Source organism: Caldimonas hydrothermalis, assembly GCF_056746695.1.
In genome coordinates this window covers 73,252-98,095 of the sequence record NZ_JBWQXA010000004.1, presented here as the reverse complement: position 1 = coordinate 98,095, position 24,844 = coordinate 73,252, and the positions used below count along the sequence as shown (strand labels likewise).

Annotated in this window: 24 protein-coding genes; 5 read left to right on the top strand and 19 right to left on the bottom strand. The window is 68.9% G+C overall.

The window, feature by feature from the left end; translation table 11 throughout:
* Window positions 1-15: 15 nt before the first annotated feature.
* Together meaB and scpA are read right to left on the bottom strand one after the other, a co-directional pair.
* Window positions 16-1,047 carry a methylmalonyl Co-A mutase-associated GTPase MeaB gene (gene meaB, locus AC1ECW_RS07310; RefSeq protein ID WP_409704497.1) on the bottom strand — a complete coding sequence of 344 codons (1,032 nt, stop codon included), beginning with the start codon at window positions 1,045-1,047 and terminating at the stop codon, window positions 16-18.
* A 44-nt stretch (window positions 1,048-1,091) separates the two neighbouring features.
* Complete coding sequence (scpA, locus tag AC1ECW_RS07305) at window positions 1,092-3,257, bottom strand: methylmalonyl-CoA mutase (RefSeq protein WP_409704491.1); 2,166 nt, start codon at window positions 3,255-3,257, stop codon at window positions 1,092-1,094.
* Window positions 3,258-3,422: 165 nt separating this feature from the next.
* Here scpA and AC1ECW_RS07300 point away from each other — a divergent pair, with 165 nt between their 5' ends.
* Window positions 3,423-4,151, top strand: coding sequence for a GntR family transcriptional regulator (locus AC1ECW_RS07300; protein ID WP_481201522.1), 729 nt, complete (start codon window positions 3,423-3,425; stop codon window positions 4,149-4,151).
* On the opposite strand, the gene AC1ECW_RS07295 is transcribed toward AC1ECW_RS07300, so the two are convergent.
* The 7 genes from AC1ECW_RS07295 to mltG form a co-directional block, all read right to left on the bottom strand.
* The gene (locus AC1ECW_RS07295) at window positions 4,106-4,315 is read right to left on the bottom strand and encodes a hypothetical protein (protein WP_409707279.1); all 210 of its coding nucleotides are present in this window, start codon (window positions 4,313-4,315) and stop codon (window positions 4,106-4,108) included. The genes AC1ECW_RS07300 and AC1ECW_RS07295 overlap by 46 nt on opposite strands.
* 85 nt (window positions 4,316-4,400) lie before the next feature.
* Entirely contained in the window at window positions 4,401-5,072 is a 672-nt protein-coding gene (locus tag AC1ECW_RS07290) for an ankyrin repeat domain-containing protein (protein ID WP_481201521.1), read from the bottom strand.
* A gap of 29 nt (window positions 5,073-5,101) precedes the next feature.
* Window positions 5,102-5,887 carry a TatD family hydrolase gene (locus AC1ECW_RS07285; protein ID WP_409707273.1) on the bottom strand — a complete coding sequence of 262 codons (786 nt, stop codon included), beginning with the start codon at window positions 5,885-5,887 and terminating at the stop codon, window positions 5,102-5,104.
* Between the two features lie 126 nt (window positions 5,888-6,013).
* Window positions 6,014-6,415: a PilZ domain-containing protein gene (locus AC1ECW_RS07280; protein ID WP_409707270.1), complete on the bottom strand. Its 402-nt coding sequence runs from the start codon at window positions 6,413-6,415 to the stop codon at window positions 6,014-6,016.
* Window positions 6,412-7,374 (bottom strand): DNA polymerase III subunit delta', encoded by a 963-nt coding sequence (gene holB, locus AC1ECW_RS07275; protein ID WP_409707267.1) that lies wholly within the window; start codon window positions 7,372-7,374, stop codon window positions 6,412-6,414. The genes AC1ECW_RS07280 and holB overlap by 4 nt, the downstream gene beginning before the upstream one ends.
* A gap of 26 nt (window positions 7,375-7,400) precedes the next feature.
* Window positions 7,401-8,030, bottom strand: coding sequence for a dTMP kinase (gene tmk / locus AC1ECW_RS07270; RefSeq protein WP_481201520.1), 630 nt, complete (start codon window positions 8,028-8,030; stop codon window positions 7,401-7,403).
* A complete protein-coding gene (gene mltG / locus AC1ECW_RS07265; protein WP_409707261.1) occupies window positions 8,030-9,025 on the bottom strand; it encodes an endolytic transglycosylase MltG in 996 nt (331 codons plus the stop codon). Before mltG ends, tmk begins: the two co-directional genes overlap by 1 nt.
* A gap of 68 nt (window positions 9,026-9,093) precedes the next feature.
* On the opposite strand from mltG, the gene ygfZ reads away from it, so the two are divergent.
* The 3 genes from ygfZ (at window position 9,094) to AC1ECW_RS07250 (ending at window position 11,363) form a co-directional block, all read left to right on the top strand.
* The gene (gene ygfZ / locus AC1ECW_RS07260; protein WP_481201519.1) at window positions 9,094-10,047 is read left to right on the top strand and encodes a CAF17-like 4Fe-4S cluster assembly/insertion protein YgfZ; all 954 of its coding nucleotides are present in this window, start codon (window positions 9,094-9,096) and stop codon (window positions 10,045-10,047) included.
* An 87-nt stretch (window positions 10,048-10,134) separates the two neighbouring features.
* Entirely contained in the window at window positions 10,135-10,476 is a 342-nt protein-coding gene (locus tag AC1ECW_RS07255; protein ID WP_409707255.1) for a DUF4936 family protein, read from the top strand.
* Complete coding sequence (locus AC1ECW_RS07250; RefSeq protein ID WP_409707252.1) at window positions 10,464-11,363, top strand: NRDE family protein; 900 nt, start codon at window positions 10,464-10,466, stop codon at window positions 11,361-11,363. Before AC1ECW_RS07255 ends, AC1ECW_RS07250 begins: the two co-directional genes overlap by 13 nt.
* Window positions 11,364-11,387: 24 nt before the next feature.
* Here the strand turns inward: AC1ECW_RS07250 and AC1ECW_RS07245 are convergent, their stop codons facing one another.
* Window positions 11,388-12,245, bottom strand: coding sequence for a YbgC/FadM family acyl-CoA thioesterase (locus tag AC1ECW_RS07245; protein ID WP_409707249.1), 858 nt, complete (start codon window positions 12,243-12,245; stop codon window positions 11,388-11,390).
* Window positions 12,242-13,159: an alpha/beta hydrolase gene (locus AC1ECW_RS07240; RefSeq protein ID WP_409707282.1), complete on the bottom strand. Its 918-nt coding sequence runs from the start codon at window positions 13,157-13,159 to the stop codon at window positions 12,242-12,244. The genes AC1ECW_RS07245 and AC1ECW_RS07240 overlap by 4 nt, the downstream gene beginning before the upstream one ends.
* A 176-nt stretch (window positions 13,160-13,335) precedes the next feature.
* Between AC1ECW_RS07240 and AC1ECW_RS07235 the strand changes: the two genes are divergently transcribed.
* Window positions 13,336-14,472: an iron-containing alcohol dehydrogenase gene (locus AC1ECW_RS07235; protein ID WP_481201518.1), complete on the top strand. Its 1,137-nt coding sequence runs from the start codon at window positions 13,336-13,338 to the stop codon at window positions 14,470-14,472.
* A gap of 18 nt (window positions 14,473-14,490) precedes the next feature.
* Here the strand turns inward: AC1ECW_RS07235 and paeA are convergent, their stop codons facing one another.
* The 8 genes from paeA to AC1ECW_RS07195 form a co-directional block, all read right to left on the bottom strand.
* Window positions 14,491-15,786 (bottom strand): polyamine export protein PaeA, encoded by a 1,296-nt coding sequence (gene paeA, locus AC1ECW_RS07230; RefSeq protein WP_481201517.1) that lies wholly within the window; start codon window positions 15,784-15,786, stop codon window positions 14,491-14,493.
* A gap of 34 nt (window positions 15,787-15,820) precedes the next feature.
* Window positions 15,821-16,897: a patatin-like phospholipase family protein gene (locus AC1ECW_RS07225; protein ID WP_409709716.1), complete on the bottom strand. Its 1,077-nt coding sequence runs from the start codon at window positions 16,895-16,897 to the stop codon at window positions 15,821-15,823.
* Window positions 16,898-16,969: 72 nt separating this feature from the next.
* Entirely contained in the window at window positions 16,970-17,539 is a 570-nt protein-coding gene (locus tag AC1ECW_RS07220; protein ID WP_481201516.1) for a superoxide dismutase family protein, read from the bottom strand.
* Window positions 17,540-17,609: 70 nt separating this feature from the next.
* The gene (locus AC1ECW_RS07215; RefSeq protein WP_481201515.1) at window positions 17,610-19,934 is read right to left on the bottom strand and encodes a Tex family protein; all 2,325 of its coding nucleotides are present in this window, start codon (window positions 19,932-19,934) and stop codon (window positions 17,610-17,612) included.
* 108 nt (window positions 19,935-20,042) lie between these two features.
* Window positions 20,043-21,578 carry a tripartite tricarboxylate transporter permease gene (locus AC1ECW_RS07210; RefSeq protein WP_409706209.1) on the bottom strand — a complete coding sequence of 512 codons (1,536 nt, stop codon included), beginning with the start codon at window positions 21,576-21,578 and terminating at the stop codon, window positions 20,043-20,045.
* A gap of 19 nt (window positions 21,579-21,597) precedes the next feature.
* Window positions 21,598-22,044: a tripartite tricarboxylate transporter TctB family protein gene (locus AC1ECW_RS07205; RefSeq protein ID WP_409706206.1), complete on the bottom strand. Its 447-nt coding sequence runs from the start codon at window positions 22,042-22,044 to the stop codon at window positions 21,598-21,600.
* Between the two features lie 182 nt (window positions 22,045-22,226).
* A complete protein-coding gene (locus AC1ECW_RS07200) occupies window positions 22,227-23,135 on the bottom strand; it encodes an SDR family oxidoreductase (protein ID WP_481201514.1) in 909 nt (302 codons plus the stop codon).
* Between the two features lie 29 nt (window positions 23,136-23,164).
* Entirely contained in the window at window positions 23,165-24,820 is a 1,656-nt protein-coding gene (locus tag AC1ECW_RS07195; RefSeq protein WP_481201582.1) for an isovaleryl-CoA dehydrogenase, read from the bottom strand.
* Window positions 24,821-24,844: the final 24 nt, after the last annotated feature.

Sequence of the window (24,844 nt, the reverse complement as noted above, 5' to 3'; positions counted from 1 at the left end):
TTCGGGGATGTCGGGTCAGTGGGCCAAGGGAGGCTCGGGAGCAAAGAGAGCCAGCAATCGGCGCGCTGCGGTGGAGGCCGGCAGGGTGCCTGCTTCGACCTCGCGAGTGACACGGCCGAGCTGGGCCGCCACGGCTGGGTGGTGGGTGAAACGGTGGCGCAGCCCGGCATGCACGCTGTCCCACATCCAGGCCAGGGCCTGGCGGCGGCGGCGCGCTTCGAGCCGGCCGTTGGCCGTCTGCAGTTCGCGGTAGCGCGACACCGCCTGCCAGAAGCGGTCCAGGCCTTCGGCCTTCAGCGCACTCAACTGCATCACCTGGGGGTGCCACATCTTCTCATCATGATGCGCATGGTCCGGGCGGCCGTGCTGGCTCAGCAGCCTCAGCGACGAGGTGATCTGCGCCTGGGCCCGCGTGGCCGCGGCGGGGTCGAGGTCGGCCTTGTTGATCACGACCAGGTCGGCCAGCTCCATCACGCCTTTCTTGATGGCCTGCAGGTCATCGCCGGCATTGGGCAGTTGCAGCAGCACGTACAGGTCGGTCATCCCGGCCACCGCGGTTTCGCTCTGGCCCACGCCGACGGTTTCGACGATCACGATGTCGTAGCCGGCCGCCTCGCACACCAGCATCGCTTCGCGGGTCTTTTCGGCCACGCCGCCCAGTGTCCCACCGGAGGGGCTGGGGCGGATGTAGGCCTGCGGATGCATCGACAGCCGCTCCATGCGTGTCTTGTCGCCCAGGATGGAGCCGCCCGAGACGCTGGAGGACGGATCGATCGCCAGCACCGCTACACGGTGCCCCTGCCCGATCAGAAACAGGCCCAAGGCCTCGATGAAGGTGCTCTTGCCCACGCCGGGCACGCCGGAGACGCCCAGCCGGAAGCTGCGCCCGCTGTAGGGCAGCAATTGCGTGAGCAGGGCATCGGCACGCTCACGGTGGTCGGGCCGCGTGGATTCGAGCAGCGTGATCGTCTTGGCCACCGCCCGACGCTGCGCGGCACCGGGCTCGCCCAGCACGTGCGACAGCAGCCTCGCATCCGCGGCCGGCAAGTTCGGCACCAGCGGTTCGGACGGGCTGCGCTCGTTCACGGCGCTCAGGCCCGCTGGAGTTGGGCACGGATGTGCTCGAGCACGTCCTTGGCCGATGCCGGGATGGGCGTGCCGGGCCCGTAAATGCCCTTGACCCCGGCCTCGTAGAGGAACTCGTAGTCCTGACGCGGCACCACACCGCCGACGAAGACAATGATGTCGTCTGCCCCTTGCGCACGCAGCGCCTCGATGATGGCTGGCACCAGGGTCTTGTGGCCGGCCGCCAGCGTGGAGATGCCCACGGCGTGCACATCGTTTTCGATGGCCTGACGGGCGCATTCCTCGGGGGTCTGGAACAGCGGCCCGATGTCCACGTCGAAACCCAGGTCGGCATAGGCCGTGGCCACCACCTTGGCGCCGCGGTCGTGGCCGTCCTGCCCGAGCTTGGCGATCATCACGCGGGGACGGCGGCCGGCCTCCTCGGCGAAGGCGGCGATCTCGGCCTTCAGTTGCTCCCAGCCTTCGGCCGAGTCATAGGCAGCGGCATACACTCCGGTCACCTTCTGTGTGTCGGCGCGGTGGCGCCCCCAGACCTTCTCCAGCGCATCGCTGACCTCGCCCACCGTGGCCCGCACGCGCATGGCCTGGATGGACAGCTCCAGCAGATTGCCCTGGCCCGTTTCAGCGCAGCGCGTCAACGCCTCGAGCGCGGCCTGCACCGCCTGGGCGTCGCGCGTGGCGCGGATGCGCTGCAGCCGCTCGATCTGCTGTTGCCGCACCTTGAGGTTGTCGACCTCGAGGATATCGATCGGATCTTCCTTGTCCAGCCGGTATTTGTTGACACCGACGATGACGTCCTTGCCCGAATCGATGCGCGCCTGCTTCTCGGCCGCGCTGGCCTCGATCTTGAGCTTGGCCCAGCCGGAATCCACGGCCTTCGTCATCCCCCCCATCGCCTCGACCTCTTCGAGGATGGACCAGGCCTTGTCGGCCATCTCCTGGGTGAGCCTCTCCATCATGTAGGAGCCTGCCCAGGGGTCGATCACGTTGCAGATATGAGTCTCTTCCTGGATGATGAGCTGGGTGTTGCGCGCAATGCGGGCCGAGAACTCGGTGGGCAGCGCGATCGCCTCGTCGAAGCTGTTGGTGTGCAGGCTTTGCGTGCCGCCGAACACCGCCGCCAGGGCCTCGATGGTGGTGCGCACGATGTTGTTGTAGGGGTCCTGCTCGGTGAGCGACCAGCCCGAAGTCTGGCAGTGGGTGCGCAGCATCAGGCTCTTGGGGTTCTTCGCACCGAAGCCGGTCATGATGCGATGCCACAGCAAACGGGCGGCCCGCATCTTGGCGATCTCGAGATAGAAGTTCATCCCGATGGCCCAGAAGAAGCTGAGCCGGCCGGCGAACTCGTCCACGTCCAGGCCCTTGGCCAGCGCGGTCTTCACATACTCCTTGCCGTCGGCCAGCGTGAAGGCCAGTTCCAGCGCCTGGTTGGCACCGGCCTCCTGCATGTGGTAGCCCGAGATGCTGATCGAGTTGAACTTCGGCATCTTCCTGGCCGTGTACTCGATGATGTCGCCGATGATCCGCATGCTCGGCTCGGGCGGGTAGATGTAGGTGTTGCGGACCATGAACTCCTTGAGGATGTCGTTCTGGATGGTCCCGCTGAGCTGGTCCTGCGCCACGCCCTGCTCTTCGGCGGCGATCACGTAGCCGGCCAGCACCGGCAGCACCGCGCCGTTCATGGTCATGGAGACACTGACCTTGTCGAGCGGAATGCCGTCGAACAGGATCTTCATGTCCTCGACCGAATCGATGGCCACCCCGGCCTTGCCCACGTCGCCGGTGACCCGCGGATGGTCGCTGTCATAGCCGCGGTGGGTGGCCAGGTCGAAGGCCACCGAGACGCCTTGGGCGCCCGCCGCCAGGGACTTGCGGTAGAAGGCATTCGATTCCTCGGCCGTGGAGAAGCCGGCGTACTGGCGGATCGTCCAGGGCCGCGAGGCGTACATCGTGGCCTGGGGCCCGCGCACGAAGGGGGCAAAGCCCGGCAGCGTGTTGGTGTAGGGCAGGCCCTGCAGGTCCTCGGCCGTGTACAGCGGCTTGACTACCAGGCCTTCGGGCGTGACCCAGTTCAGGGCTTCGAGCCGGCCGCCGGGAGCGGCTTTGGCCGCGGCCTTCTTCCAGGCGTCGAGGTCGGCAGGGGCAAGGGGCGCGGGGGTGCGATCGGCCATGGCGGACTTCCGTGTCGGGGCCCCGGCGCTGGCCGGGACGGTGCAGCATACGCCCGGGGGCGGCGTGGGCCAAGCAGACCGCCGAGCGCCCCCGTGGCGGATGGCATCATAATTCAAAATTGAATTATAGACACCAACCAGCACTTTCGGCGACACTATGCGTGTATGAGCGCCCCTGCCCCGCCGCCTTCACTGCACGATCGGCCCCTGTATGAGCAGGTGGCTGAGCGCTTGCGCGAGCGCATCCTGGCGCACAACCTGCCACCGGGCAGTTGGATCGACGAGCAGGCCCTGGTGCGCGATTACGGCATCAGCCGCACGCCGCTGCGCGAGGCCCTGAAAGTGCTGGCCTCCGAGGGGCTGGTGACGATACGGCCCCGACGCGGGGCTTATGTGACCGAAGTGTCGGAGCGCGACACACGGGAGGTCTATCACCTGCTGATGCTGCTGGAGAGTGACGCGGCCGCCGAGGTGGCGGGTCGGGCGTCGTCGGCGCAGTTGGCCGAACTGGAGGCTTTGCATGCCCGCCTGGAGGCGGCGGTGCACGACCGCGAGGCCTTTTTTGCCCTAAACGAGGCCTTCCACATGCGCTTGCTGGAGATCGCAGACAACCGCTGGCGCGTGCAGATCGTGACCGACCTGCGCAAGGTGATGAAGCTCAACCGCCACAACTCGCTGCTCAGCGAGGGGCGCCTGGCCCAGTCGCTGCAGGAGCACCGGGACATCCTGGCCGCCCTGCGCCGGCGCGATGCCGAGGCGGCCCGCGCGCTGACTCAGGCCCATTTCCGCCAGGGCCTGCAGGCAGCCCGGTCGGTGGCGCCCCGGGGGCCAGGGGGGGCGACGGCCGTTCAGGTCTCGTCGGAGAGGGGCTCGGCGTCGATCCCGTCGTCGTAGGCAGCCAGTTCCCCGCGCACCGGGCCCAGCAGGGGCTTGTCCAGCGGGCGACACACCCGGCTTTGCAGGCGCTTGAGGCGCTCGGACCGTTCCATCGCGTCGAGCACGGACTGCGGATCCATCATCAGGGCAAAGGGGTTGGCGGTGGTGTGCAGGCGGGTCATGGGACGGCTCCTCGGGCGTTGACCATGACGTCACTGTAGGCCGGCCATGGCCTCATCGACAGTGGACGCCTTGCCAAAGCGGCTGTCAGCGCGATTCCGACACGCTGTCGGGCCCGCCAGAGCGCATGGACGAGCGGCGCTCGAGGTCCCGCGCCAGGTTCACGCGGTCGACCGAGCGCGCGAAATCCGCCGCCGTCAGGCCATCCTGATTGCGCAGCCGCGGGTCGGCCCCGGCCTGCAGCAGGGCCCAGGCGCCAGCCTCGCTGCCGTGGCGCGCGGCCATCATCAGGGGGGTGTTGCCATTGGGCGCGCGCGCATCCAAGGGGGCGCCGTGGCCGATCAGCAACTGCACCAGGCGGGGGTCGGCCCCGGCCGCCGCGTAGTGCAGCGGTGTCCAGCCGGGCCGCTCCAGCCGGGCGCCGCGCACCAGCAGCGCCCGGGCCAGTTCCCACTGCCCGCGCAGCGCCGCCAGCATCAGAGGAGTCTCGCCCGCGGCGTTGGGCTCGTCGAAGCGGAAGTCCGGGTGGCTCACCAGCGCCAGCGCCGCGGCATAGGCTTCGTAGTGGAAGGCCAGGCTCAGCGGGGTTCGGCCTTGCGGGTCGATCGTGTTGGGGTCGAAGCCGCGGGCAAACAAGGCGCTCAAGCTGCGGGGGTCGTCGGCACGGATGGCGCGGAAAAAATCGTCATAGGAGTCGGCATTCGCGGAAGAAAATAAAGTTATGACAATGAGATAAATGAATCTTCTCAAGTGATTCATGAGCATCTGACTGCCGGGGTTGCGAGGCATCAGTCCGCCGCGGGGATGCCGAACAGGCGCTCAAAGTTGCGACGGGTCGCCTGCGCCACCGTCTCGACGCTCAGGCCTTTGAGCCGGGCCAGTTCGGCAGCCACGTAGGGCACGTACGAGGGGTTGTTCTGCTTGCCGCGGTGCGGCACCGGGGCCAGGTAGGGGCTGTCTGTCTCGATCAGGCAGCGCTCCAGCGGCACCTCGGCGGCCACCTCGCGCAGCTCGGCCGCGTTCTTGAAGGTCAGGATCCCCGAAAACGAGAGGTAGAAGCCTCGCTCCAGGACGGCCCGTGCCACGTCACGGGTTTCGGTGAAGCAATGGAAGACCCCGCCGACCTCAGCCGCCCCCTCCTCGTCGATCAGGCGCAGCGTGTCCTCGGCGGCGGAGCGGGTGTGGATCACCAGCGGCTTGCCGGTGGCCCGTGCGGCGCGGATGTGCACGCGGAAACGCTCGCGCTGCCAAGCCATGTCGGCCACTGTGCGCGTGCCCAGGCGGTAGTAGTCGAGGCCCGTCTCCCCCAGGGCGACGACCTTGGGCCGCGCGGCCAGGGCGATCAGGTCGTCCACCGTGGGCTCACGCACCCCTTCGTTGTCGGGGTGCACGCCGGCGGTGGCCCAGAAGTTGTCGTGCTCGCGCGCGAGCGCATGGACCTCGTCGAACTCCTCCAGTGTCGTGCAGATGCACAGGGCCCGGTCCACGCGGGCTTCGGCCATGGCGGCACGGATCGCCGGCAGGTGTTCACGCAGTTCAGGAAAACTCAGATGGCAATGGGAATCGACGAACATGGCATGGAGGGCTTCGGCACGGACTGTGCAGAGTGCAGTGTGCCGCAGGCGGCCGCAGCCCGCACCTGCGGGCTGCGGCCGCCCGCAGGCCCTGCGGGGACACACCGGGCCGGGCCCCGCGCCCACTCAGAGGGTCTGGGTCGGTTTGGCCGACTGGATCGCCGTGCCCAGCAGCTCTTCGATCTTGAGCTTGAGCAGACGTGATTTCTCGTCGCTGGGAAAGCGCACGCCCACCCCCTGGGTGCGGCCGCCCGAGGCGTTGGCCGGGGTGATCCAGGCCACCTTGCCCGCCACGGGGTAGCGCTGGGGGTCGTCGGGCAGCGACAGCAGCAGGTAGATGTCCTCGCCCAGCCGGTACTCGCGAGTCGTGGGGACGAACAGACCGCCGTCGGCGAACGCCGAGATGTAGGCGGCATACAGGGCGCCCTTCTCGCGAAACACCAACTGGATCACGCTCGGACGCGCCGGCGAGCCCCCGACGGCGGACGGGGTCAGGATGTTGGGTGGGCGGCTGTTCGGTTCGCTCATTCGGCGCAGTGTAAGGCGCGGCTTGCGCTGCTCACAAGGGATTCGGTGGCCAGGCCGGCGTGCCAGGGATGCTCGTCGTGACGTGCCACACGCTTGAGCTCGGCGTGCCAGGCCAACATCGGGGCCAGCCGGGGCTGCAGGCCGGCCCAGGCCTGCGGTGCGAAGTAGCGCGGTGTGCCGCCGACGGCCAGTCGCAGGCCATCCTCGCAGCATCGGTTCAGCGCGTCCACCAGCATCGGCACCGACCAGCCCGCCACCGCCCCGACCTCCCCGGCCGCGAGTGCGCGGGGCAGGCGCGTCCAGGCCTCGGGACGCACGCCCTGGCGGTGCAGTTCGAACGCGGCCAGCGGCAGCCCCCCGGCCGCATCCAGCAGCACCTCAGGAGATTCCACGCCCTGCTCACCCAGCCAGGCCAGGGCCTGATCGCGCGGCACACTCGGCAGCGGCACGAGCTGACAGCGGCTGCGCAGCGTGGGCAGCAGGCGGTCGGGTGCCCCGGTGCACAGGATGAAGCGGGCTTGCCCCGGGGGTTCTTCCAGGACTTTGAGCAAGGCATTGGCCGAGACGGCGTTCATGCGTTCGGCCGGGTGGATCAGCACCACCTGGGCCCGGCCCCGCGAGGACGTCTGCTGCGCAAACTCGATCGCGGCGCGCAGCGCCTCGACACGGATGTCCTTGCTCGGTTTGGCCTTGCTCGAGGCGGCGTCACCCTCGGAAGGAAGCACCCAGCCCAGCGTCTCGGCCAGGGCCTCGGGCACGAGCACGCGCAGATCCGGGTGCGTGCGCGAGTGCACCAAGGTGCAGGCCGCACACCGGCCGCAGGCCGTCGCGTCGGCCCGCGGGGCCTCGCACAGCCAAGCCTGGGCCACCGCCAGCGCGAGTTCGAATTGGCCTGCCGCCGCCGGGCCGTGCAGCATCAGAGCGTGGCCGCGCTGACCGCGCAGGACAACCGGCAGCAACGGTTCCAACCAAGGCAGGGGCATGGTCACAACCCCCGGGCCGCCAGGGCAGCCTCCACCTGCGCGCGCACGGCCTCGATCGGGGCGTCGGAATGGATCATGACGAAGCGTTGCGGATGCGCCCGCGCGCGCTCGCGGTAGCCTTCGGCCACCCGCTCGAAGAAGCGCTGCGGCTCCTGTTCGAAGCGGTCGGGCACGCGGGCATGCGCCAGGCGCTGCGCCGCCACCGCCGGCGGCACGTCGAACCACAGGGTGAGATCGGGGTGCCTGCCCTCTTGCACCCAGGCTTCGAGCTGGGCCAGCACGGCCGTGTCGAAGCCGCGTCCGGCCCCCTGGTAGGCAAAGGTCGCATCGGTGAAGCGGTCGCAGACCACGGTGGCCCCGCGGGCCAGGGCGGGCTCGATCACCTGGCGCAGGTGGTCGCGCCGCGCGGCGAAGATGAGCAGCGCCTCGGTCAGCGCATCCATCGGCCGGTGCAGGATGAGCTCGCGCAGGGCCTCGGCCAGTGCGGTGCCGCCCGGCTCGCGCGTGTGCACCACCTCGCGCCCGCGGGCGCGCAGGCGTTCGACCATCGCCGTCACATGGGTCGACTTGCCGGCGCCGTCGATCCCTTCAACAGTGATGAAACGGCACTCGGTCGTGGACACGGGTGGCATCAGGGGCCTCCACGCTGGTAGCGGTTGACGGCACGGTTGTGCTCGGTCAGGGTTTCGCTGAACACGCTGGTGCCGTCACCGCGTGCCACGAAGTACAGCGCCCGTGTGGGTTGCGGGTTCACCGCCGCCAGTAACGAGCGCTTGCCCGGCATCGCAATCGGTGTGGGCGGCAGGCCGCTGCGGGTGTAGGTGTTGTAGGGGGTGTCCGTCTCGAGGTCGCGCCGGCGCAGGTTGCCGTCGAAGGAGGCCCCCAGGCCGTAGATGACGGTCGGATCGGTCTGCAGCCGCATGCCGATGCGCAGGCGGTTGACGAAGACCCCGGCCACCAGGCCGCGATCGGCCTCCAGGCCGGTTTCTTTCTCGACAATGGAGGCCAGGATCAGCGCCTCCTCGGGCGTGCGCAGCGGCAGGTCGGGCGCGCGCTGCTCCCAGGCGGCGGCCAGGCGGCGTTCCATCGCGTGCAGGGCCCGGCGCAGCACGGCCAGATCACTGCTGCCACGGCTGTAGGCGTAGGTGTCCGGGAAGAAGCGGCCCTCAGGGTGCACGCCGGGGCGTCCCAGGGCTGCCATCACCTGGGCGTCGCTCATGGCCGCCGTGTCGGCGCGCAGGCCTTCGGCGCGGGCCAGCTCGGCGCGGAACTGACGGAAGGTCCAGCCCTCGATCAGACGCACGGTGACCAGCGTCTCATCGCCCAGCACCATCTTTTCCAGCAGCGCGCGCGGGGAGGTGCCCGCGGCGACTTCGTAGCTGCCGGCGCGGATGCGGCGCGCCTGCCCGGACCAGCGGAACCATTCGTAGAGCAGGCTCGGCGAGGTCTGCACGCCCGCGGCCACCCAGGCCTCGGCGATGGCGCGCGGACTCATGCCCGGCTCCACCGAAAGTTCGACGGTGGGCGTCGCCAGGCTGAGCGGGCGATGCAGCCACCAGACCGCCGCACCAGCCAGGGCCAGCGCGGCGAGCACACACAGGAGCAGCAGGCGTCGCAGCAGTTTCATCGGGGTCCAGGGCCGGCAGGCCCGCCCCGCGGCGGGCAGGGACTCGGGGCCGTGATCATAATAGACGCATGACTGCTGCCCCGGACGAGACCCTGGCCCTTGCCGCCGCGCGCCTGGAAGGCGCCACTCCCCTGCCCCACCTCGGTGTGATCCATGCCACTGGCGAAGACGCCGCCAGCTTCCTGCACGCCCAGCTCACCCAGGACATCACCCACCTGCCCCCGGGCGAGGCCCGCCTGGCCGGCTATTGCTCGCCCAAGGGGCGGCTGCTGGCGACCTTCGTCGTCTGGCGCGAAGACGCCGACTGTATCGCGCTGGCCTGCAGCGCCGATCTTCTGCCCTCCGTGCTGAAGCGGCTGTCGATGTTCGTGCTGCGTGCCAAGGTGCGGCTCGGCGAGGCCTCGCCGCAGCGGCGCGTGGTGGGCCTGGCCGGGGGACCGGCACGGCAGGTTCCGTTGGCCCAACCCTGGGCGATGGCTGAATCCTGGGGGGGGCGGCTGATCCGCCTGCCCGAGGTGGGCGGCCAGGCACGCGCTGTGTGGGTGGGCCCGGCCGAGGCCGCTGCACCCGCCCTGCACAGCCCCGGCACGCTCAACGAGGCCGGCTGGCAATGGCTGGAGGTGCAAAGCGGCATCCCGCGCATCACGGCGGCCACCGCCGACCAGCTCGTGCCGCAGATGGTCAACCTGGAAAGCGTGGGCGGCGTCCACTTCAAGAAGGGGTGCTACCCCGGCCAGGAAGTGGTGGCCCGCAGCCAGTTCCGGGGCACGCTCAAGCGCCGCGGCTTCCTCGTGCACGGCCCGGCGGCACTCGCGCCAGGTCAGGAGATCTTCCACAGCGACGACCCCGCTCAGCCCAGCGGGCTCGTCGTGCTGGCCGCGCCCGATCCGCGGGGGGGGTGGGCCGGTTTGGCCGAGCTGAAGCTGTCGGCCACCGAAGGCGGCACGCTGCACGCCGGCACGATGGATGCGCCGGCGCTGCGGCTGTCGCCGGTGCCCTATCCGCTGCTGACCGATGTCTGAGCCGGCCCGCAGCCGGCCGGCCTGCCGCCAAGCCGCTGAAAGGCGCCGTCGGCTCGCAGACGCTCGGGCATGTCCCCGGGAGATGGCGTGACTTCCTCCACGTCCCAGCCGGCCGGCGGGGGCGGCGCCCCTGCGGAGGAGCGCTGGCTTTTCATCTACTATCGGGTGGCTTCGGCAGACGCCGTGGCGGCCGCTGCGGCCGTGCGGCAACTGCAGTCCCGCCTGCGCCAGACCTGGCCCGGACTGCAGGCCCAGTGGCTGAGGCGCCCCGAAGAGAAGGACGGCATGCAGACCTGGATGGAGATCTACGCCCGACCCGGCGGCATCACGGCCGAGGTCCAGGCGCACATCGAGGACGAGGCCCGTGCGTTGGCCCCCTGGTGCCGCGGGCCCCGGCATGTGGAAGTCTTTGTGCCATGTGCCTCGTAGGCCTGGCCATCGATGCGAGCCGCCGCTTTCCGTTCGTGGTGGCGGCCAACCGCGACGAGTACTTCGACCGGCCGACAGCCCGGCTGGGCTGGTGGCAGCCGTCGCCGCAGGGGCCGGAGATCCTTGCCGGACGCGACCTCAAGGCCGGCGGCACCTGGATGGGGCTGACGGCTGCCGGAAGGTTCGCGCTGGTGACCAATGTGCGCAACCCGAAGGACATCGACCCGCAGGCCCCGTCCCGCGGCGAGATCGTGCCGCTGTGGTTGCGCGGTGATCTCTCGATGGACCGCTTCTGGATGCAGGTGGGGCTGTCGGGTTACAACGGCTTCAACGTCATCGCGGCGGATTTTGCCGAGGGCGACTGCTTCTGGGGCTCGAACCGGGCGCGTTTCCCACAGCGGCTGGAGCGGGGGGTGTACGGCCTGTCCAACGCCCTGCTCGACACGCCATGGCCGAAGGTGGAGCGTCTCAAGCAGCGCTTGCGCGCTGCCTTGCGCGAGGCCGACACGGCCGATGGCCTGGCCGAAGCGCTGTTTGCTGCGCTGGGTGACCGCACGGTGATCGCTGACGAGTTCCTGCCCCACACCGGCCTGTCGCCGGAGTGGGAGCGCTGGCTCTCGCCGGCCTTCATCCGCACCCCCGATGGGCGTTACGGCACCCGTGCCTCGACGGTGATCATCACCGAGCGGGTGGGTCGCCGGCTGGTGACCCACGTGATCGAGCGCAGCTTCAGCAGCGCCCGCGGCCCCGGGGTGGCGCTGCTGCGCCGCTCGCAGCTCAAAGGCTGGCCGCCCCGTTCGGTGCGCACACGCGGGTCGGTCGAGGCCGCACAGGCCTCGGGACGCGCCGGTCAGCCCTTGACGTCGGGCCTGTCTACCGGGCCCTGAGGCGGCGTCCGAGAGGCGCCAGCCTCACAGCGTCTTGACCATCTCCACGTGGGGGATGCCCACCTCGTCAAACTGCGGCCCTCGCGGCACGAAGCCCGAGCGTGCATAGAAGGAGGCGGCCGAGGTCTGCGCGTGCAAGACGGCCTCACGATAGCCCTGCTCGCGGGCGGCCTGCATCAAGGCCTCGAGCACGGCCCGCCCCACCCCGCCGCCACGCATGGTGCGCAAGGCCGCCATGCGGCCGATCTTGGCCACACCGGGCACATGCTCGAGCAGGCGGCCGGTGGCCAACGGCATGCCGAAGCGGTTGTAGGCCACGGCATGCAGGCTGGTGGCGTCGGCCTCGTCCCACTCCATCTCGGGGGGGATGCGCTGTTCTTCGATGAACACGGCGCGGCGGATCGCATGAGCGTGCTCGCCCAGTTCCGCCCAGGATCCCAGCCGGACTTCGACCATCGGCTGTCCGGCTTCGAAGGCCTGCAGGATTTCACGCAGGGCCGGTGGCACGGACTTGGCGCTCTGGGTGTCCGGGTCGGCGAACACATAGATCAGCTCTCCGCTGATGAGGTGTTCGTCCTGGCGGAAGATGCCCAGCGTGAACTGCATCGACGAGTTGCCGATACGCGCACAGCGCGCGCCCACCTCGAGCAAGTCGTCATAGCGCGCAGAGGCGTGGTACTCGATGCTGGCCTTCTTCACGTACAGATCGCCGCCGAAGGGTTTCAGGGCGTCCGGATACGGCAGTGCCAGAGCCCGCCAGTAGTCGGCCATGGCCGTGTCGAAGTACATGAGGTAATGCCCGTTGAACACGATGTTCTGGGCATCGATCTCGGCCCAGCGCACCCGCAGGCGATGGAGGAAGCGGAAGTCACTGCGTTTCATGGGGCGGTCCCGAAGGTGTCGCGCAGTCGCGCGGCAATGGCGGCATGGGCATGGAGGGCTTCCGGCAGGGCCCGTCCCATCTTGATGAAGTCGTGGGTCACCCCCCGGTAGACCTCCAGATCCACCGGCACGCCGGCCATGCGCAGCCGGTCGGCATAGGCGATGCCCTCGTCCACCAGCGGGTCCGCCTCGGCCAGGCCGACCCAGGCCGGAGCCACGCCGTCGAGATCGTCGGCCATCAGGGGGGCGAAGCGCCAGTCGGTGCGCTGATGGGGGTCGATGTAGTGGTTGAAGAACCAGTCGATGGCCGGTCGCTCGAGGAGGTAGCCCTGTGCGAAGCGTCGGTGCGACTCGGTGTCCTGGTGGGCGGCGGTGCCCGGCGTGATGAGCACCTGCAGGGCCAGCTCGAAGCCGGCATCGCGGGCCAGCAGGGCACACACCGCTGCCAGGGTACCGCCGGCACTGTCGCCGCCTACCGCCAGGCGCGAGCCGTCCAGCCCCCAGGCGGGCGCCTGCCGTCGCAGGTCCTGCAAGGCGGCCCAGGCGTCGTTCACGGCCGTCGGGAAGCGGTGCTCCGGGGCGAGCCGGTATTCCAGCGACACTACCGCTGCGCCGCTGAGCCGGGCGATCTGACGGCACAGGCTGTCGTGGGTCTCGATGCCGCCGATGGTGAACCCCCCGCCGTGCAGGTAGAGCATGGCCGGCAACCGTTGGTCCGAGACCGCGTACAGCCGTGCGGGCAGCACGGCGCCGCCATGGCCGGCGAGGTGGCGGTCCTCCACGCGCGCCAGCGGGGCCCGCGGCAGGTCAAGGATCTCCGCGGCGGCCAGATAGGCCTGGCGGGCCGCGGACACCTCGAGCTGGTGAAAGGGCGTGAAGTTGGCGCGGCGGATGCGGTCGATCACGTCGCGCATGCGGGGGGTCAGCAAGGAGGCGTCTGCAGGAGGGCTCACGGACGGGTTGGGAGGGGTCTGAGCCGTGCGACCCGCAGGCGGGTGACGCACAGGTGTCATGGTGCATCCGGATGGCTCCGGGACAATGCCGCAAGCATACTGATTCTTTCCACGGTCTGCCGCCCTGCCCCACCGCCATGGCCCTCATCCACTACATCACCCAGATCCAGTTCGATTTCGGTGCCGTGCGCCTGCTGCCCGGCGAATGTGAGCGCATCGGCATGCGCCGGCCGCTGGTGGTCAGCGATGCCGGCGTGAAGGCCGCGGGGGTGCTGCAGCGTGCGCTGGACGCCTTGCAGGACCTGCCGGTGGCGGTGTTCGACCAGACGCCGTCCAATCCCACCGAGGCGGCCGTACGCGCTGCGCAGGCGATCTATCAGGCCCAGGGCTGCGACGGGCTCATCGCCGTGGGAGGCGGCTCCAGCATCGACCTGGCCAAGGGCGTGGCCATTGCGGCCACACACGACGGACCGTTGAAGACCTACGCCACCATCGAGGGCGGCAGCCCGCGCATCACCGCGCAGACCGCCCCGGTGATCGCGGTGCCCACCACCGCCGGCACCGGCAGCGAGGTGGCCCGCGGCGCCATCGTGATCGTCGACGACGGCCGCAAGCTGGGCTTCCATTCCTGGCACCTGGTGCCCCGGGTGGCGATCTGCGACCCGGAACTCACCCTGGGCCTGCCGCCCCTGCTCACGGCGGCCACGGGCATGGATGCGATCGCCCATTGCATGGAGACCTTCATGGCAGCGGCCTTCAACCCGCCGGCCGACGGTATCGCGCTCGACGGCCTGGCGCGTGGCTGGGCTCACATCGAGCGTGCCACGCGCGATGGCCGTGACCGCGAGGCCCGCCGACAGATGATGAGCGCCTCGATGCAGGGCGCCCTGGCCTTCCAGAAGGGGCTGGGTTGTGTGCATTCGCTCAGCCACAGCCTGGGCGGCGTCGACCCGCGGCTGCACCACGGCACGCTCAACGCGATGTTCCTGCCCGCGGTGGTGCGCTTCAACGCCGGTGCCGATTCGGTGCGCGCCGAGGCCCGGCTGGATCGCATGGCCCATGCGATGGGCCTGCGCTCGCCCGGGGACATTCCCGAAGCCATCCGCGACATGAACGCGCGGCTGGGGCTGCCCAGGGGGCTGGCCGCGATGGGGGTCACACCCGAGCTGTTCGACCACGTGATCCAAGGAGCCCTGGCCGACCATTGCCACAAGACCAATCCGCGCGAGGCCAGCGCCGAGGACTACCGCGCGATGCTCGAGGCGTCGATGTGAGTGCTGTGCGGCGGAGCGTCAGACCACGCGGGTGATCATCACCTGGTCGATGCGGTAGCTGTCGACGTCCATCACCTCGAAGCGCCAGCCGCCCCAGGTGAGCGCATCCGTGCGCCGAGGGATGCGGCGCAGCATCACCATCAGGAAGCCGGCCAGCGTGTCGTACTGGCCCTGGTGGGGCAGTTCGTCGAGGTCCAGAGCCCGCAGCAGGTCGGGGATCGGTGTCATCCCGTCGGCCAGCCAGGAGCCATCCTCGCGCCGCACGATCTGTTCCTCGTCGTCGTGGCCGACCAGGCTGCCCATCACGGTGCTCATCACGTCATTGAGCGTGATCACACCCACGACCAGGCTGTATTCGTTGACGATCACGGCGAAGTCCTCGTGGGCTTGGCGGAACTGGCCGAGCATCTCAGACAGCGTGAGGCGATCGGGCACGACCAGGACCTTTTTGATCAGGGACTGGCCGCTCTCGCCCTGCAGCGAGATCGGCTCGTTGCGCAGCACACGTTGGAAGAGATCGGTCGCATCGACGTAGCCCACGACCTTGTCGATATGGCCGTCGCACACGAGGTAGGTGGAATGCGGCTGCTCGACGACGCGGGTGCGGATCAGGGCGTCGTCGTCGTCCAGCAGGAAGTACACGATGCGCTCGCGAGTGGTCATCGCGCTCTCCACGGTGCGGGTGTCGAGCTCGAAGACGTTCTCGATGACCTGCTGCTCCTGCTCGGCCAGCAGTCCGGCCTGGGTGCCGGCCTCGGCCATGGCCAGGATGTCGTCGGGGGTGATGCGCTCGTCGCGCGACACCGGCAGGCCGAAGAGCCGGAACAGCCCGGTGGCCAGGGTGTCGAAGACCCACACCAGCGGCTTGAGCAGGCGCATGCACCAGCGCATCGGGCCGATCAGCCGTGTGGCGATGCGCTCGGGTTCGATCATGCCCACGCGCTTGGGGAACAGGTCGGCGAAGACGACGAACAGGCCTGTCACGAGCAGGAAGGACAGGGCAAAGCCGATCCGCGCTGCGGTGACCGGATCCAGGAACCAAGCCAACCCTGCGGCAAGATAGGGCGTCAAGGCCCCCTCCCCCACGATGCCGCCCAGGATGGCCACGGCGTTCAGGCCGATCTGCACCACCGTGAAGTAGCTGCCGGGCTGGTCCTGCACGGCCAGCACCTCGGCGGCACGCAGGTTGCCTTCGTCGGCCATCTGGCTCAGGCGCAGGCGGCGCGAGGCGGCCAGGGAGATCTCGGCCATCGAGAAGAATGCGCTGACACCGATCAGCAAGACGATGACGATCAGGCTGGTGGTCAGACCCATCGGTTTTCCTCGGCTTCGGACGTGCAGTTCGATCTCACAGGGGTTCCAGGACATCGGCGGGGGTGCCGCGCCCCAGCCATTGTGCCCACTCCTCGGCCAGGCGCTCGCTCTCGTCCACGCAGCGCTGCCAGGCCCGGGCCCGGGCCTCGGTGTCGGTGCCGTAGCGCCTGAAGTCGCTGCGGTCGGGCAGCTTGCCGTCGGGCAGGGTGGCCACCCAGGACGGGTCGGGCGCGAGCACCAGGACGTTGTCGAGCGCCGACGTGGCCCGGTGGCGGCGGCGCAACGGCTTGTCCAGCCAGCCCGGTACGATAGCCCGCTGGAAATGGGGATACAGCACAATCCCCCCGCCCATGCTCGGATAGTTCCAGTGCAGGTGGTAGTCGGTGATGCCGCCGTCCCAGTACGCCCCCGGCGGCGCGCCCGCGATGTCGTGCACGGCCTTGAGCACGAAGGGGATGGAGCACGAGGCCAGCAAGGCGGCCTCGAAGTTGGCGGCGTCGAGCACGACGCGCCGGTGACGCAGGTCGGACAGGTCCACGGGCAGGGGTTCGCCCGGTGTGGAGAACAGCACCCGTTCCAGCCACAGCCCCAGGCCTGGACGGGCCACCGCGTTGCTCAGCGCCGCGCCGAGGTAGCCGATGGGGGTGCGCAGCGGCCCTTCCCGCCCCAGCACGTGGCGGCCGCGCGAGACCACGATGTGCAGCCGGTAGCGGGGGTGGGCGACGAGGCTCTCGACGTGGCCGTCGAAGAACCCGTGCAGCTCCTGCGCGAAGACACGACTGACCTCCTGCGCACTGGGGTAGGTCTTGCCCGGTGGCAGTTCGTAGCGCTGGTGGATGTAGTCGTGGGCCAGGGTTGCGAAACGGGCCGGGGCCTCGTCGAGCATGCCGGTGGCCATGCGCCAGGCGCCGATCGAGGCCCCCACGAGGTGCACCGTCTGGCGCGACGATGCGAGCCATTGGCCGAAGATGTGGCGGTCCAGGTGGTTCAGGATCAGGCCCTTGGGCCCGCCGGCGGCGCCGGCCACGACCCGCACGGCCTGCGGCGGCAGGCCGTGGCGCTCGATGTGGCGGCGCGCGGCCGGCCCGGCGTACAGACGCAAAGACTTCATGGGCATGAAGGGATGCAAAAAACAAGGCGCGGGGGACCGCGCCTTGCGGGGCTGCGAGAGGCAGCCGACAGATTATCGCGTGTGGGCGGTGATCACACCGCAGGCGATGCGCGCGCCGGAGTTGCCGGTGGGCTGGGTGCGGTAGTCGTCGGGGTCGGCGTGCACGATGACGCCGCGCCCGACGATGTCGGCAACCCCACGTCCGATGCTCATCCCGATGAGGGTGAACCGCATGTCGGCTTCACCGTTGGCATTGCTGCGCAGGTTGGGCATGTCACCGGCATGGCGTGGCCCTTCGGGGGGGCCGTGAGGATGGCCGCCGGGGTTGAAGTGCCCCCCCGTGCTCATGCCATCGCCGCTGGAGCAATCACCCTTTTCATGGATGTGGAAGCCGTGTTCGGCGTTGGGTTTGAGCCCCTTGACCCTCGCGTGGACCATGACCTGGTCGTCGCCCATCTGGTGGAACATCACGCGCCCGCTGGCGGCCTGGCCGCGTGTGGGCTCCAGCACGGCCACGGCCGAAGGGGCGCTCATCATCCGGCCATGACCCATGCCGCCGTGGGGGCGGGCACAGCCCCCCAGCGCCACAGCAGCCAGGGTGGCGGCCATCAGGCCGCCGACAGGGACATGGAAGTTGCGCATGATGCGGCTCCTTCACAACGGTGAACCCGTCCCTACGATAGACCTTCCTCGGCAGGAATGCCAGCCCTGTTCAGCGCTTGGACTGCAGTTTCGCAAACGCAGCAGCCATGGCCGATGGAACCGGGGGCTGAGCGGCGCCGCGGCCGGCGCCTGCGCGTTCCTGGCGTGCCGGGGCCCGGTAGTCATTGCCCCCGCGCCCGCCTGTGGGCGCATCGAGCTTCATCGTCAGCGAGATGCGCTTGCGGGTGAGGTCCACCTCCAGCACCTTCACCTTGACGATGTCGCCCGTCTTGACCACCTCGCGGGCGTCCTGGACGAACTTGCTGGACAGTTGGCTCACATGCACCAGGCCGTCTTGGTGCACCCCCAGATCGACGAAGGCACCGAACTGAGCGACATTGCTGACCGTGCCTTCCAGCACCATGCCGGGCTGCAGGTCCTTGATGTCCTCGACCCCCTCGTTGAAGCGGGCCACTTTGAAGTCGGGGCGCGGGTCGCGGCCGGGCTTTTCCAGTTCGCCCAGGATGTCCCTGACCGTGATGGCGCCGAACTTCTCGTCGGCGAAGGCTTCGGGCTTGAGGCTGCGGATCACATCGGCGCGGCCCATCACGTCGTGGATGGGTTTGCCGAGGTGCTGGAGCATCCGCTCCACGACGGGGTAGGTCTCGGGATGCACGCCGGACATGTCCAGCGGGTTGTCGCCGTCACGGATGCGCAGGAAGCCCGCGGCCTGCTCGAAGGTCTTGGCGCCCAGGCCGGCGACTTCCAGCAGTTGCTGGCGATTGCGGAAGGCGCCGTGCGTATCGCGCCAACGCACGATGCTGGCCGCCACACTGGCGCTCAGGCCCGACACGCGTGAGAGCAGCGGCGCCGAGGCGGTGTTGAGGTCCACGCCCACCGAGTTCACGCAGTCCTCCACCACCGCATTCAGGCTGCGTGCCAGCTCGGCCTGGTTCACGTCGTGCTGGTACTGGCCCACGCCGATGCTCTTGGGCTCGATCTTCACCAGTTCGGCCAGCGGGTCCTGCACCCGGCGCGCGATGGACACCGCGCCGCGCAGGCTCACGTCCAGATCAGGCAACTCCTTGCTGGCGTACTCCGAGGCCGAATAGACCGAGGCCCCGGCCTCGCTGACCACTACTTTGTCGATCTTGGTGCCGGGGGCCATCTGCTGGATGCGCTTGATCAGGTCCGCCGCGAGCTTGTCGGTCTCGCGGCTGGCCGTGCCGTTGCCGATGGCGATCAGGTTCACCCCATGGGTGGCGCACAGCCGGCCCAGCGTGTGGATGGCGCCGTCCCAGTCGTTGCGGGGTTCGTGGGGATAGACGGTGGCGGTGTCCACCACCTTGCCAGTTTCATTGACCACGGCCACCTTCACGCCGGTGCGGATGCCCGGGTCCAGCCCCATCACCACGCGCTTGCCGGCCGGCGCGGCCAGCAGCAAGTCGCGCAGGTTCTCGGCAAAGACCTTGATGGCCACCATCTCGGCCTGCTCGCGCAGGCGCGAAAACAGGTCGCGCTCCAGGCTGAGGCTGAGTTTGACCTTCCAGGTCCAGGCGATGGTCCTGCGGATGAGGTCGTCGCTCGGCCGCCGGGCATGACTCCAGCCCAGGTGGCGCGCGATGCGGCCCTCGGCCAGCGTGGGTTGACCGGGCACGACGTCCTCATCGAGCACCAGCTTGGCGTCGAGGATCTCCAGCGTGCGCCCGCGGAAGACGGCCAGCGCTCGGTGCGAAGGCACGGTGCGGATCGGTTCTTCGTAATCGAAATAGTCGCGGAACTTGGCCACGTCCGGATGGTTCTCGTCCTTGCCAGCCATCAGACGCGACTGGAAGAGCCCCTCTTCCCACAGCCATTCGCGCAGCTTGCCCACCAAGGCGGCGTCCTCGGCCCAGCGCTCGGACAGCAGGTCGCGCACACCGTCGAGCACCGCATGGGCATCGGCAAAGCCCGCATCGGGGTTGACGAAGGCGGCCGCCTCGACCAGCGGCTCCAGCGAGGGGTCGGCAAACAGCCGGTCGGCCAGCGGCTCCAGGCCGGCCTCGCGGGCGATCATGCCCTTGGTGCGTCGCTTGGGTTTGTAGGGCAGGTACAGGTCCTCGAGCTCCTGCTTCGTGGGGGCGGTCTCGATGGCGGCCTGCAGTTGCGGCGTGAGCTTGCCCTGCTCGGCAATGCTCTTGAGCACCGCGGCGCGGCGCTCCTCCAGCTCGCGCAAGTAGGCCAGTCGCACCTCGAGTTCGCGCAACTGGGCGTCGTCAAGGCCCTCGGTGGCCTCCTTGCGGTAGCGGGCGATGAAGGGCACCGTGGCCCCGCCGTCCAGCAGCTCGACGGCCGCGCGGACCTGCGACGGCCGCACCTTCAGCTCGGCGGCAATCTGTTGAAGGATCTTGTCCAAGTCGGTACAGGCTGGCAAAAGGAAACCTAGCAGTTTGCCATAGGCGTACCGGACGAAATGGAACGGCCCGCCAAGGCGGGCCAGACGGGTACTCGTTGCGCCAGACGCTCAGGTGGACTGGGTCGCGGCAGAGGTGCCCGCGGCTTCCTCAGCGCGCTCCCGGGCCGTGCGCTTGACCACGCCCCAGATGCTCCAGACCAGCAAGCCGACACCACAGGCCAGCAGGGTGGCGCTGATCGGACGTTCGACGAAGACCATGGGGTCGCCGCGCGACAGCAGCAGGGCTCGCCGCAGGTACTCCTCCATCATGGGCCCCAGGATGAACCCCAGCAGCAGGGGGGCCGCCTCGAAACGCAGCACGCTCATTGCATAGCCAATGGCGCCGATGATGGCCACCATCACGATGTCGAAGGTGTTGTTGTTGACGCTGTAGACCCCCAGGCTGATGAAGACCAGGATGGCCGGATACAGCACGCGGTAGGGAATGCGCAGGATGCTGACCCACACCCCGATCAGCGGGATGTTGAGGATGAGCAGCATGATGTTGCCGATGATGAAGCTGACGATCAGGCCCCAGTACAGCACCGGCTGCTCGGTGATCATCAGCGGGCCCGGCTGGATGCCATGGATGATGAGCGCCCCGAGCATGAGGGCCATCACCGCGTCGCCCGGAATACCCAGCGACAGCGTGGGAACGAAGGCCGTCTGCACCGCGGCGTTGTTGGCCGACTCCGGCGCCGTCACCCCCTCGATGGCTCCTTTTCCGAAACGCTCGGGCTCCTTGGCCACCTTCTTCTCCAGGGCGTAGGACATGAAGGAAGCAATCGAGGATCCCGTGCCCGGCAGCGCGCCGAAGAAGCTGCCGATGCCCGAGCCGCGCAGCATGGGGGCGATCGAACGCCTCCAGTCTTCCTTGGTGGGCATCATGGAGCGCATGGTGATGCGCTCGGCTTTGCCCTCACGACGGATGTTGTTGATGCTGGCAATCACCTCGGACACGCCGAACACACCCATGGCCAGCGCCACGAGGTTGATGCCGTCCATCAGTTCAGGGATGTCGAAGTCGAAGCGCGGCACACCCGAATTCACGTCGGTGCCCACCATGCCCAACAGCAGGCCCAGCACCACCATCGAGATGCCCTTGGCCGGCGACCCCGAGGCGAGTGTCGACGCCGCAATCAGGCCAAGCAGCATCATCGAGAAGTACTCGGCCGGCCCGAACTTGAGGCCCAGTTCGGAAATCGAGGGGGTGAACAGCGCCAGGATCACCAGGCCGATGAACGCGCCCACGAAGGAGGCAATGGTCGTCATGAAGAGAGCCACTCCGGCCCGCCCCTGCTTGGACATGGGATAGCCGTCCAGGCAGGCCACTGCAGCTGACGGTGTGCCCGGCAGGTTCAGCAGGATAGAGGCCGTGGAGCCGCCGTAGCAGGCACCGTAATAGACGCCTGCCAGCATGATGATGGCCGCCCCGGGAGGGATGTGGTAGGTGATGGGCAGCAGCAGCGAGATGGTCGCCAGCGCGCCGATGCCCGGAAGGACGCCCACCAGGGTGCCCAGCAGCACCCCGATGAAACAGTACATGAGCGTGACGGGGGCGACGGCTGCGTCGAAGCCTGCCGCGAGGTTTGCAAAGATCTCCATGGTGCCCTCTCCGTTGGCTTCAGGCGTTCCACCACCATAGCGGCAGGACCATGTTCAGTCCCACGCTGAAGACCAGCACTGTGAGAACCGTGACGCCGGCACTCATCAGGGCTCGGCCCTTCCATGTGATGTCGCGGTCGGCCAGACTGGCCACGAAGGAGGCGAGGAAAGTGGCCGCGACCATTCCCAGTGAGCGCAAGCTGAACGCGAACAGCAGCAGCGCGGCCATGACGAAAAGAAAGTTGCCCAACTGGATCTTGACCGGCGGTCCTTTGCGAAAGAGTGCCGGCAGGGCGACGAGCACGCCAAGAACGGTGAGCGTCCAGCCCAGCACCGTCGGGAAGTAGCCCGGCCCCATCCGGGCGGCCGTGCCAAGGTCGTAGCGTTGCGAATAGAGCGCAAAGAACAGTCCGACCGCACTGAGCAAGACGCCGCCGATCAGATCCTGGAGGTCTTTGTGTTTCATGCCGTTTCCAAGGAAGCGGGTTGAGAACACAACGCCCTGTGTTGTTCTAGGCTCTGAACGTTGTCCGAGCCAGGATTACAGCCCGGAAAAATGTATTGAAGCCTACGTAATTGCGCTTAGCTGCGCTTACCAGCTTGCCCAGACTCCGCGGCCTTGTGGCTTCGGCCACGGCTTCGCGGAGATCAGCCCATGGCCTCCCGCAGTGCAGCACGCAGCTTGTCGCCGATCTCCGGGCGCGCTCCGAAAGGATCGCTGGGATTGCGTGCGAGCATGACGTCCTCGAGACGCTTTTGCACCATGCCCAGCGCCTGCGGGTGGCTGTAGATGTAGAACTGCCGCGCGCGCACGGCGGCCAGGACCTTGGCTGCCACCTCGGCCGCGGTGACCTTGCCCGAGGTCACGGCCTTCTCGCTCATCGCGCGGGCAATCATCTGGCTGGGGGTGGGCGGGGTGCCGCGGGCCTGCGGCGGGCGGTTGCGGTCGGACTGGTGGATGCCGGTGGGCACGAAGTACGGACACAGCACCGAGGCTGTGACCTGGTCGGTGACGAGGCGAAGGTCCTGGTACAGCGTTTCGGACAGGCTGACCACCGCGTGCTTGCTGACGTTGTAGACCCCCATGTTGGGTGCGTTGAGCAGGCCCGCCATGGAGGCGGTGTTGACGATGTGGCCCTCGTAGGTGGCATCGGCGCGCGCGGCCTGCAGCATCATCGGCGTGAAAACCCGCACGCCATGGGCCACACCCATCAGGTTCACCCCGAGCACCCATTCCCAGTCTTGCACGGAATGCTCCCAGATCAGACCACCGGCGCCCACTCCCGCGTTGTTGAACACGAGATGCGGGGGGCCGAAGCGCTCGAAGGTGGCGGCCGCGAGCGCCTCGACCTGCTCGGCCCGGGAGACGTCCACGCGGTGGGCCAGCACCGGGGCCCCCAGGGCCTGCACCTCGGCGGCAGCCAGTTCCAGTGCATCGGGCTGCACGTCGGCCATCACGACGTTCATGCCCTCGTGTGCCGCCAGACGGGCCAGTTCGAGGCCGAAGCCGGAGGCCGCGCCGGTGAGCACCGCCGTCTTGCCTTTGAGTTCCTTCATGCTGTCTCCTGAGAATGTGGGGGAAAGGGTCATGCGGGTGCCGCACGCTGCAGCAGGTGTTCGAAATCGGCGCGAGCCGGCAGGCAGCCGTAGCTCAGGCCCGGCGAGCCGTCCAGCCGGGCGGCGACGAAGGCTTCGAAGACGAAGTCCGGGGCATGGCGGCGCAGCAAGGCGGCCTGCACGGCCAGGGCCAGGTTCTGCGCGAGCCGGCGGGCTTCGTGCTCGTCCACCACGCCTTGCAGCCGGTCGAGCACGCGCGCTCGGGCCGCGTCGCACACCGGGCTCACGCCGGCCAGCGGCTCGAGTTCGGCGGCGACCGCAGCGGCCACATCCGGGCCGGCGCGCTGCAGCACGCGCAGCAGGTCCAGCGCCATGATGTTGCCGGCGCCTTCCCAGATGGAGTTGAGCGGCATCTCGCGGTAGATGCGCGCCATCACGCCCTCACCCCCCTCTTCCACATAGCCGTTGCCGCCCAGGCACTCCATGGTCTCCTGGGCAAAGCCGCTGCCGCGCTTGCAGATCCAGAACTTGGCCACCGGGGTGAGCACACGGCGCATCAAGGCCTCGAAGGGGTCGTCCTGGCGGTCGAAGGCTCGTGCCAGCCGCAGGCTCAGGGCCGTGGCGACCTCGCTCTCCAGCGCAAGGTCGGCAAGCACATTGCGCATCAGGGCGTGCTGCACCAGCGGCCGGCCAAAGGCTTGGCGCTGGCGCGCGTGGTGCAAGGCCAGCGAAAGCGCCTGGCGCATCAGGCCGGTGGTGCCCAGGGCGCAGTCCAGCCGGGTGAGCGTGCCCATCTCGAGGATCTGCGGCACGCCGCGCCCCTCTTCGCCCACCAGCCAGGCTTGCGCCCCGGTGAACTCGACTTCGGAGCTGGCGTTGGCCTTGTTGCCCAGCTTGTCTTTCAGGCGCTGGATGCGCAAGGCGTTGCGCCGGCCGTCGGGCAGCACGCGGGGCAGGAAGAAGCAGCTCAGGCCCGCCTCGGCCTGGGCCAACACCAGGAAGGCGTCGCACATGGGTGCCGAGAAGAACCATTTGTGGCCCACGAGCCGGTAGCAGCGTCCCCAGGGGGTGTCGGACTCGAAGCTGGCACGGGTGGTGTTGGCCCGCACGTCCGATCCCCCCTGCTTTTCGGTCATGCCCATGCCCATGGTCACGCCGGTCTTGTCGCGCAAGACCACCAGGCGCGGGTCGTACTCGGTGCTGGTCAGGCGGGGGAACCAGTCGGCCAGCACGGCCGGGTTGCCGCGCAGCGCGGGTGTGGCGGCATAGGTCATCGACACAGGACACAGCACCGAGGGCTCGAGCTCGGTGAAGAGCATGAAGCCGGCGGCGCGCTCGACGTGGGCACCAGGGCCCAGCGCCCACGGCCTGGCATGCAGGCCATGAGCGATGGCCGTGCTCATCAGCGTGTGGTAGCTGGGGTGGAACTCGACCTCGTCGATGCGACGCCCCTGACGGTCGTGCGTGCGCAGAACGGGCCCATGCACATTGGCCCAGCGGGCATGCGCCTGCATCGCGGCCGAACCGGCCACAGCGCCCAGCGCCCTGAGCCGGTCTTCGGCACCGGCCAGAGCCCCGGCCGGCAGGTGCACGGCCAGCCCCTCGCGCAGCGGTAGGTTGCCGTCGAAGAGGTTGACGTCAACCAGTGGGGAGCTCTGGTTGACGACCTCGTGGGTGAGGGTCATGTCGTCCATGGCGTGCCCCTCGCG

Bases quoted from the DNA above. Each gene is read 5' to 3' on its own strand.
- AC1ECW_RS07220 (WP_481201516.1), bottom strand. From the start codon at position 17,539: ATGCGCAACTTCCATGTCCCTGTCGGCGGCCTGATGGCCGCCACCCTG.
- ygfZ (WP_481201519.1), top strand. From the start codon at position 9,094: ATGACTGCTGCCCCGGACGAGACCCTGGCCCTTGCCGCCGCGCGCCTG.
- AC1ECW_RS07195 (WP_481201582.1), bottom strand. From the start codon at position 24,820: ATGACCCTCACCCACGAGGTCGTCAACCAGAGCTCCCCACTGGTTGAC.
- AC1ECW_RS07300 (WP_481201522.1), top strand. From the start codon at position 3,423: ATGAGCGCCCCTGCCCCGCCGCCTTCACTGCACGATCGGCCCCTGTAT.
- AC1ECW_RS07280 (WP_409707270.1), bottom strand. From the start codon at position 6,415: ATGAGCGAACCGAACAGCCGCCCACCCAACATCCTGACCCCGTCCGCC.
- AC1ECW_RS07225 (WP_409709716.1), bottom strand. From the start codon at position 16,897: ATGAAGTCTTTGCGTCTGTACGCCGGGCCGGCCGCGCGCCGCCACATC.
- mltG (WP_409707261.1), bottom strand. From the start codon at position 9,025: ATGAAACTGCTGCGACGCCTGCTGCTCCTGTGTGTGCTCGCCGCGCTG.
- AC1ECW_RS07210 (WP_409706209.1), bottom strand. From the start codon at position 21,578: ATGGAGATCTTTGCAAACCTCGCGGCAGGCTTCGACGCAGCCGTCGCC.
- AC1ECW_RS07290 (WP_481201521.1), bottom strand. From the start codon at position 5,072: ATGAATCACTTGAGAAGATTCATTTATCTCATTGTCATAACTTTATTT.
- AC1ECW_RS07240 (WP_409707282.1), bottom strand. From the start codon at position 13,159: ATGCGCGACGTGATCGACCGCATCCGCCGCGCCAACTTCACGCCCTTT.
- scpA (WP_409704491.1), bottom strand. From the start codon at position 3,257: ATGGCCGATCGCACCCCCGCGCCCCTTGCCCCTGCCGACCTCGACGCC.
- AC1ECW_RS07295 (WP_409707279.1), bottom strand. From the start codon at position 4,315: ATGACCCGCCTGCACACCACCGCCAACCCCTTTGCCCTGATGATGGAT.
- AC1ECW_RS07235 (WP_481201518.1), top strand. From the start codon at position 13,336: ATGGCCCTCATCCACTACATCACCCAGATCCAGTTCGATTTCGGTGCC.
- tmk (WP_481201520.1), bottom strand. From the start codon at position 8,030: ATGCCACCCGTGTCCACGACCGAGTGCCGTTTCATCACTGTTGAAGGG.
- paeA (WP_481201517.1), bottom strand. From the start codon at position 15,786: ATGGGTCTGACCACCAGCCTGATCGTCATCGTCTTGCTGATCGGTGTC.
- AC1ECW_RS07285 (WP_409707273.1), bottom strand. From the start codon at position 5,887: ATGTTCGTCGATTCCCATTGCCATCTGAGTTTTCCTGAACTGCGTGAA.
- AC1ECW_RS07245 (WP_409707249.1), bottom strand. From the start codon at position 12,245: ATGAAACGCAGTGACTTCCGCTTCCTCCATCGCCTGCGGGTGCGCTGG.
- AC1ECW_RS07200 (WP_481201514.1), bottom strand. From the start codon at position 23,135: ATGAAGGAACTCAAAGGCAAGACGGCGGTGCTCACCGGCGCGGCCTCC.
- AC1ECW_RS07205 (WP_409706206.1), bottom strand. From the start codon at position 22,044: ATGAAACACAAAGACCTCCAGGATCTGATCGGCGGCGTCTTGCTCAGT.
- AC1ECW_RS07250 (WP_409707252.1), top strand. From the start codon at position 10,464: ATGTGCCTCGTAGGCCTGGCCATCGATGCGAGCCGCCGCTTTCCGTTC.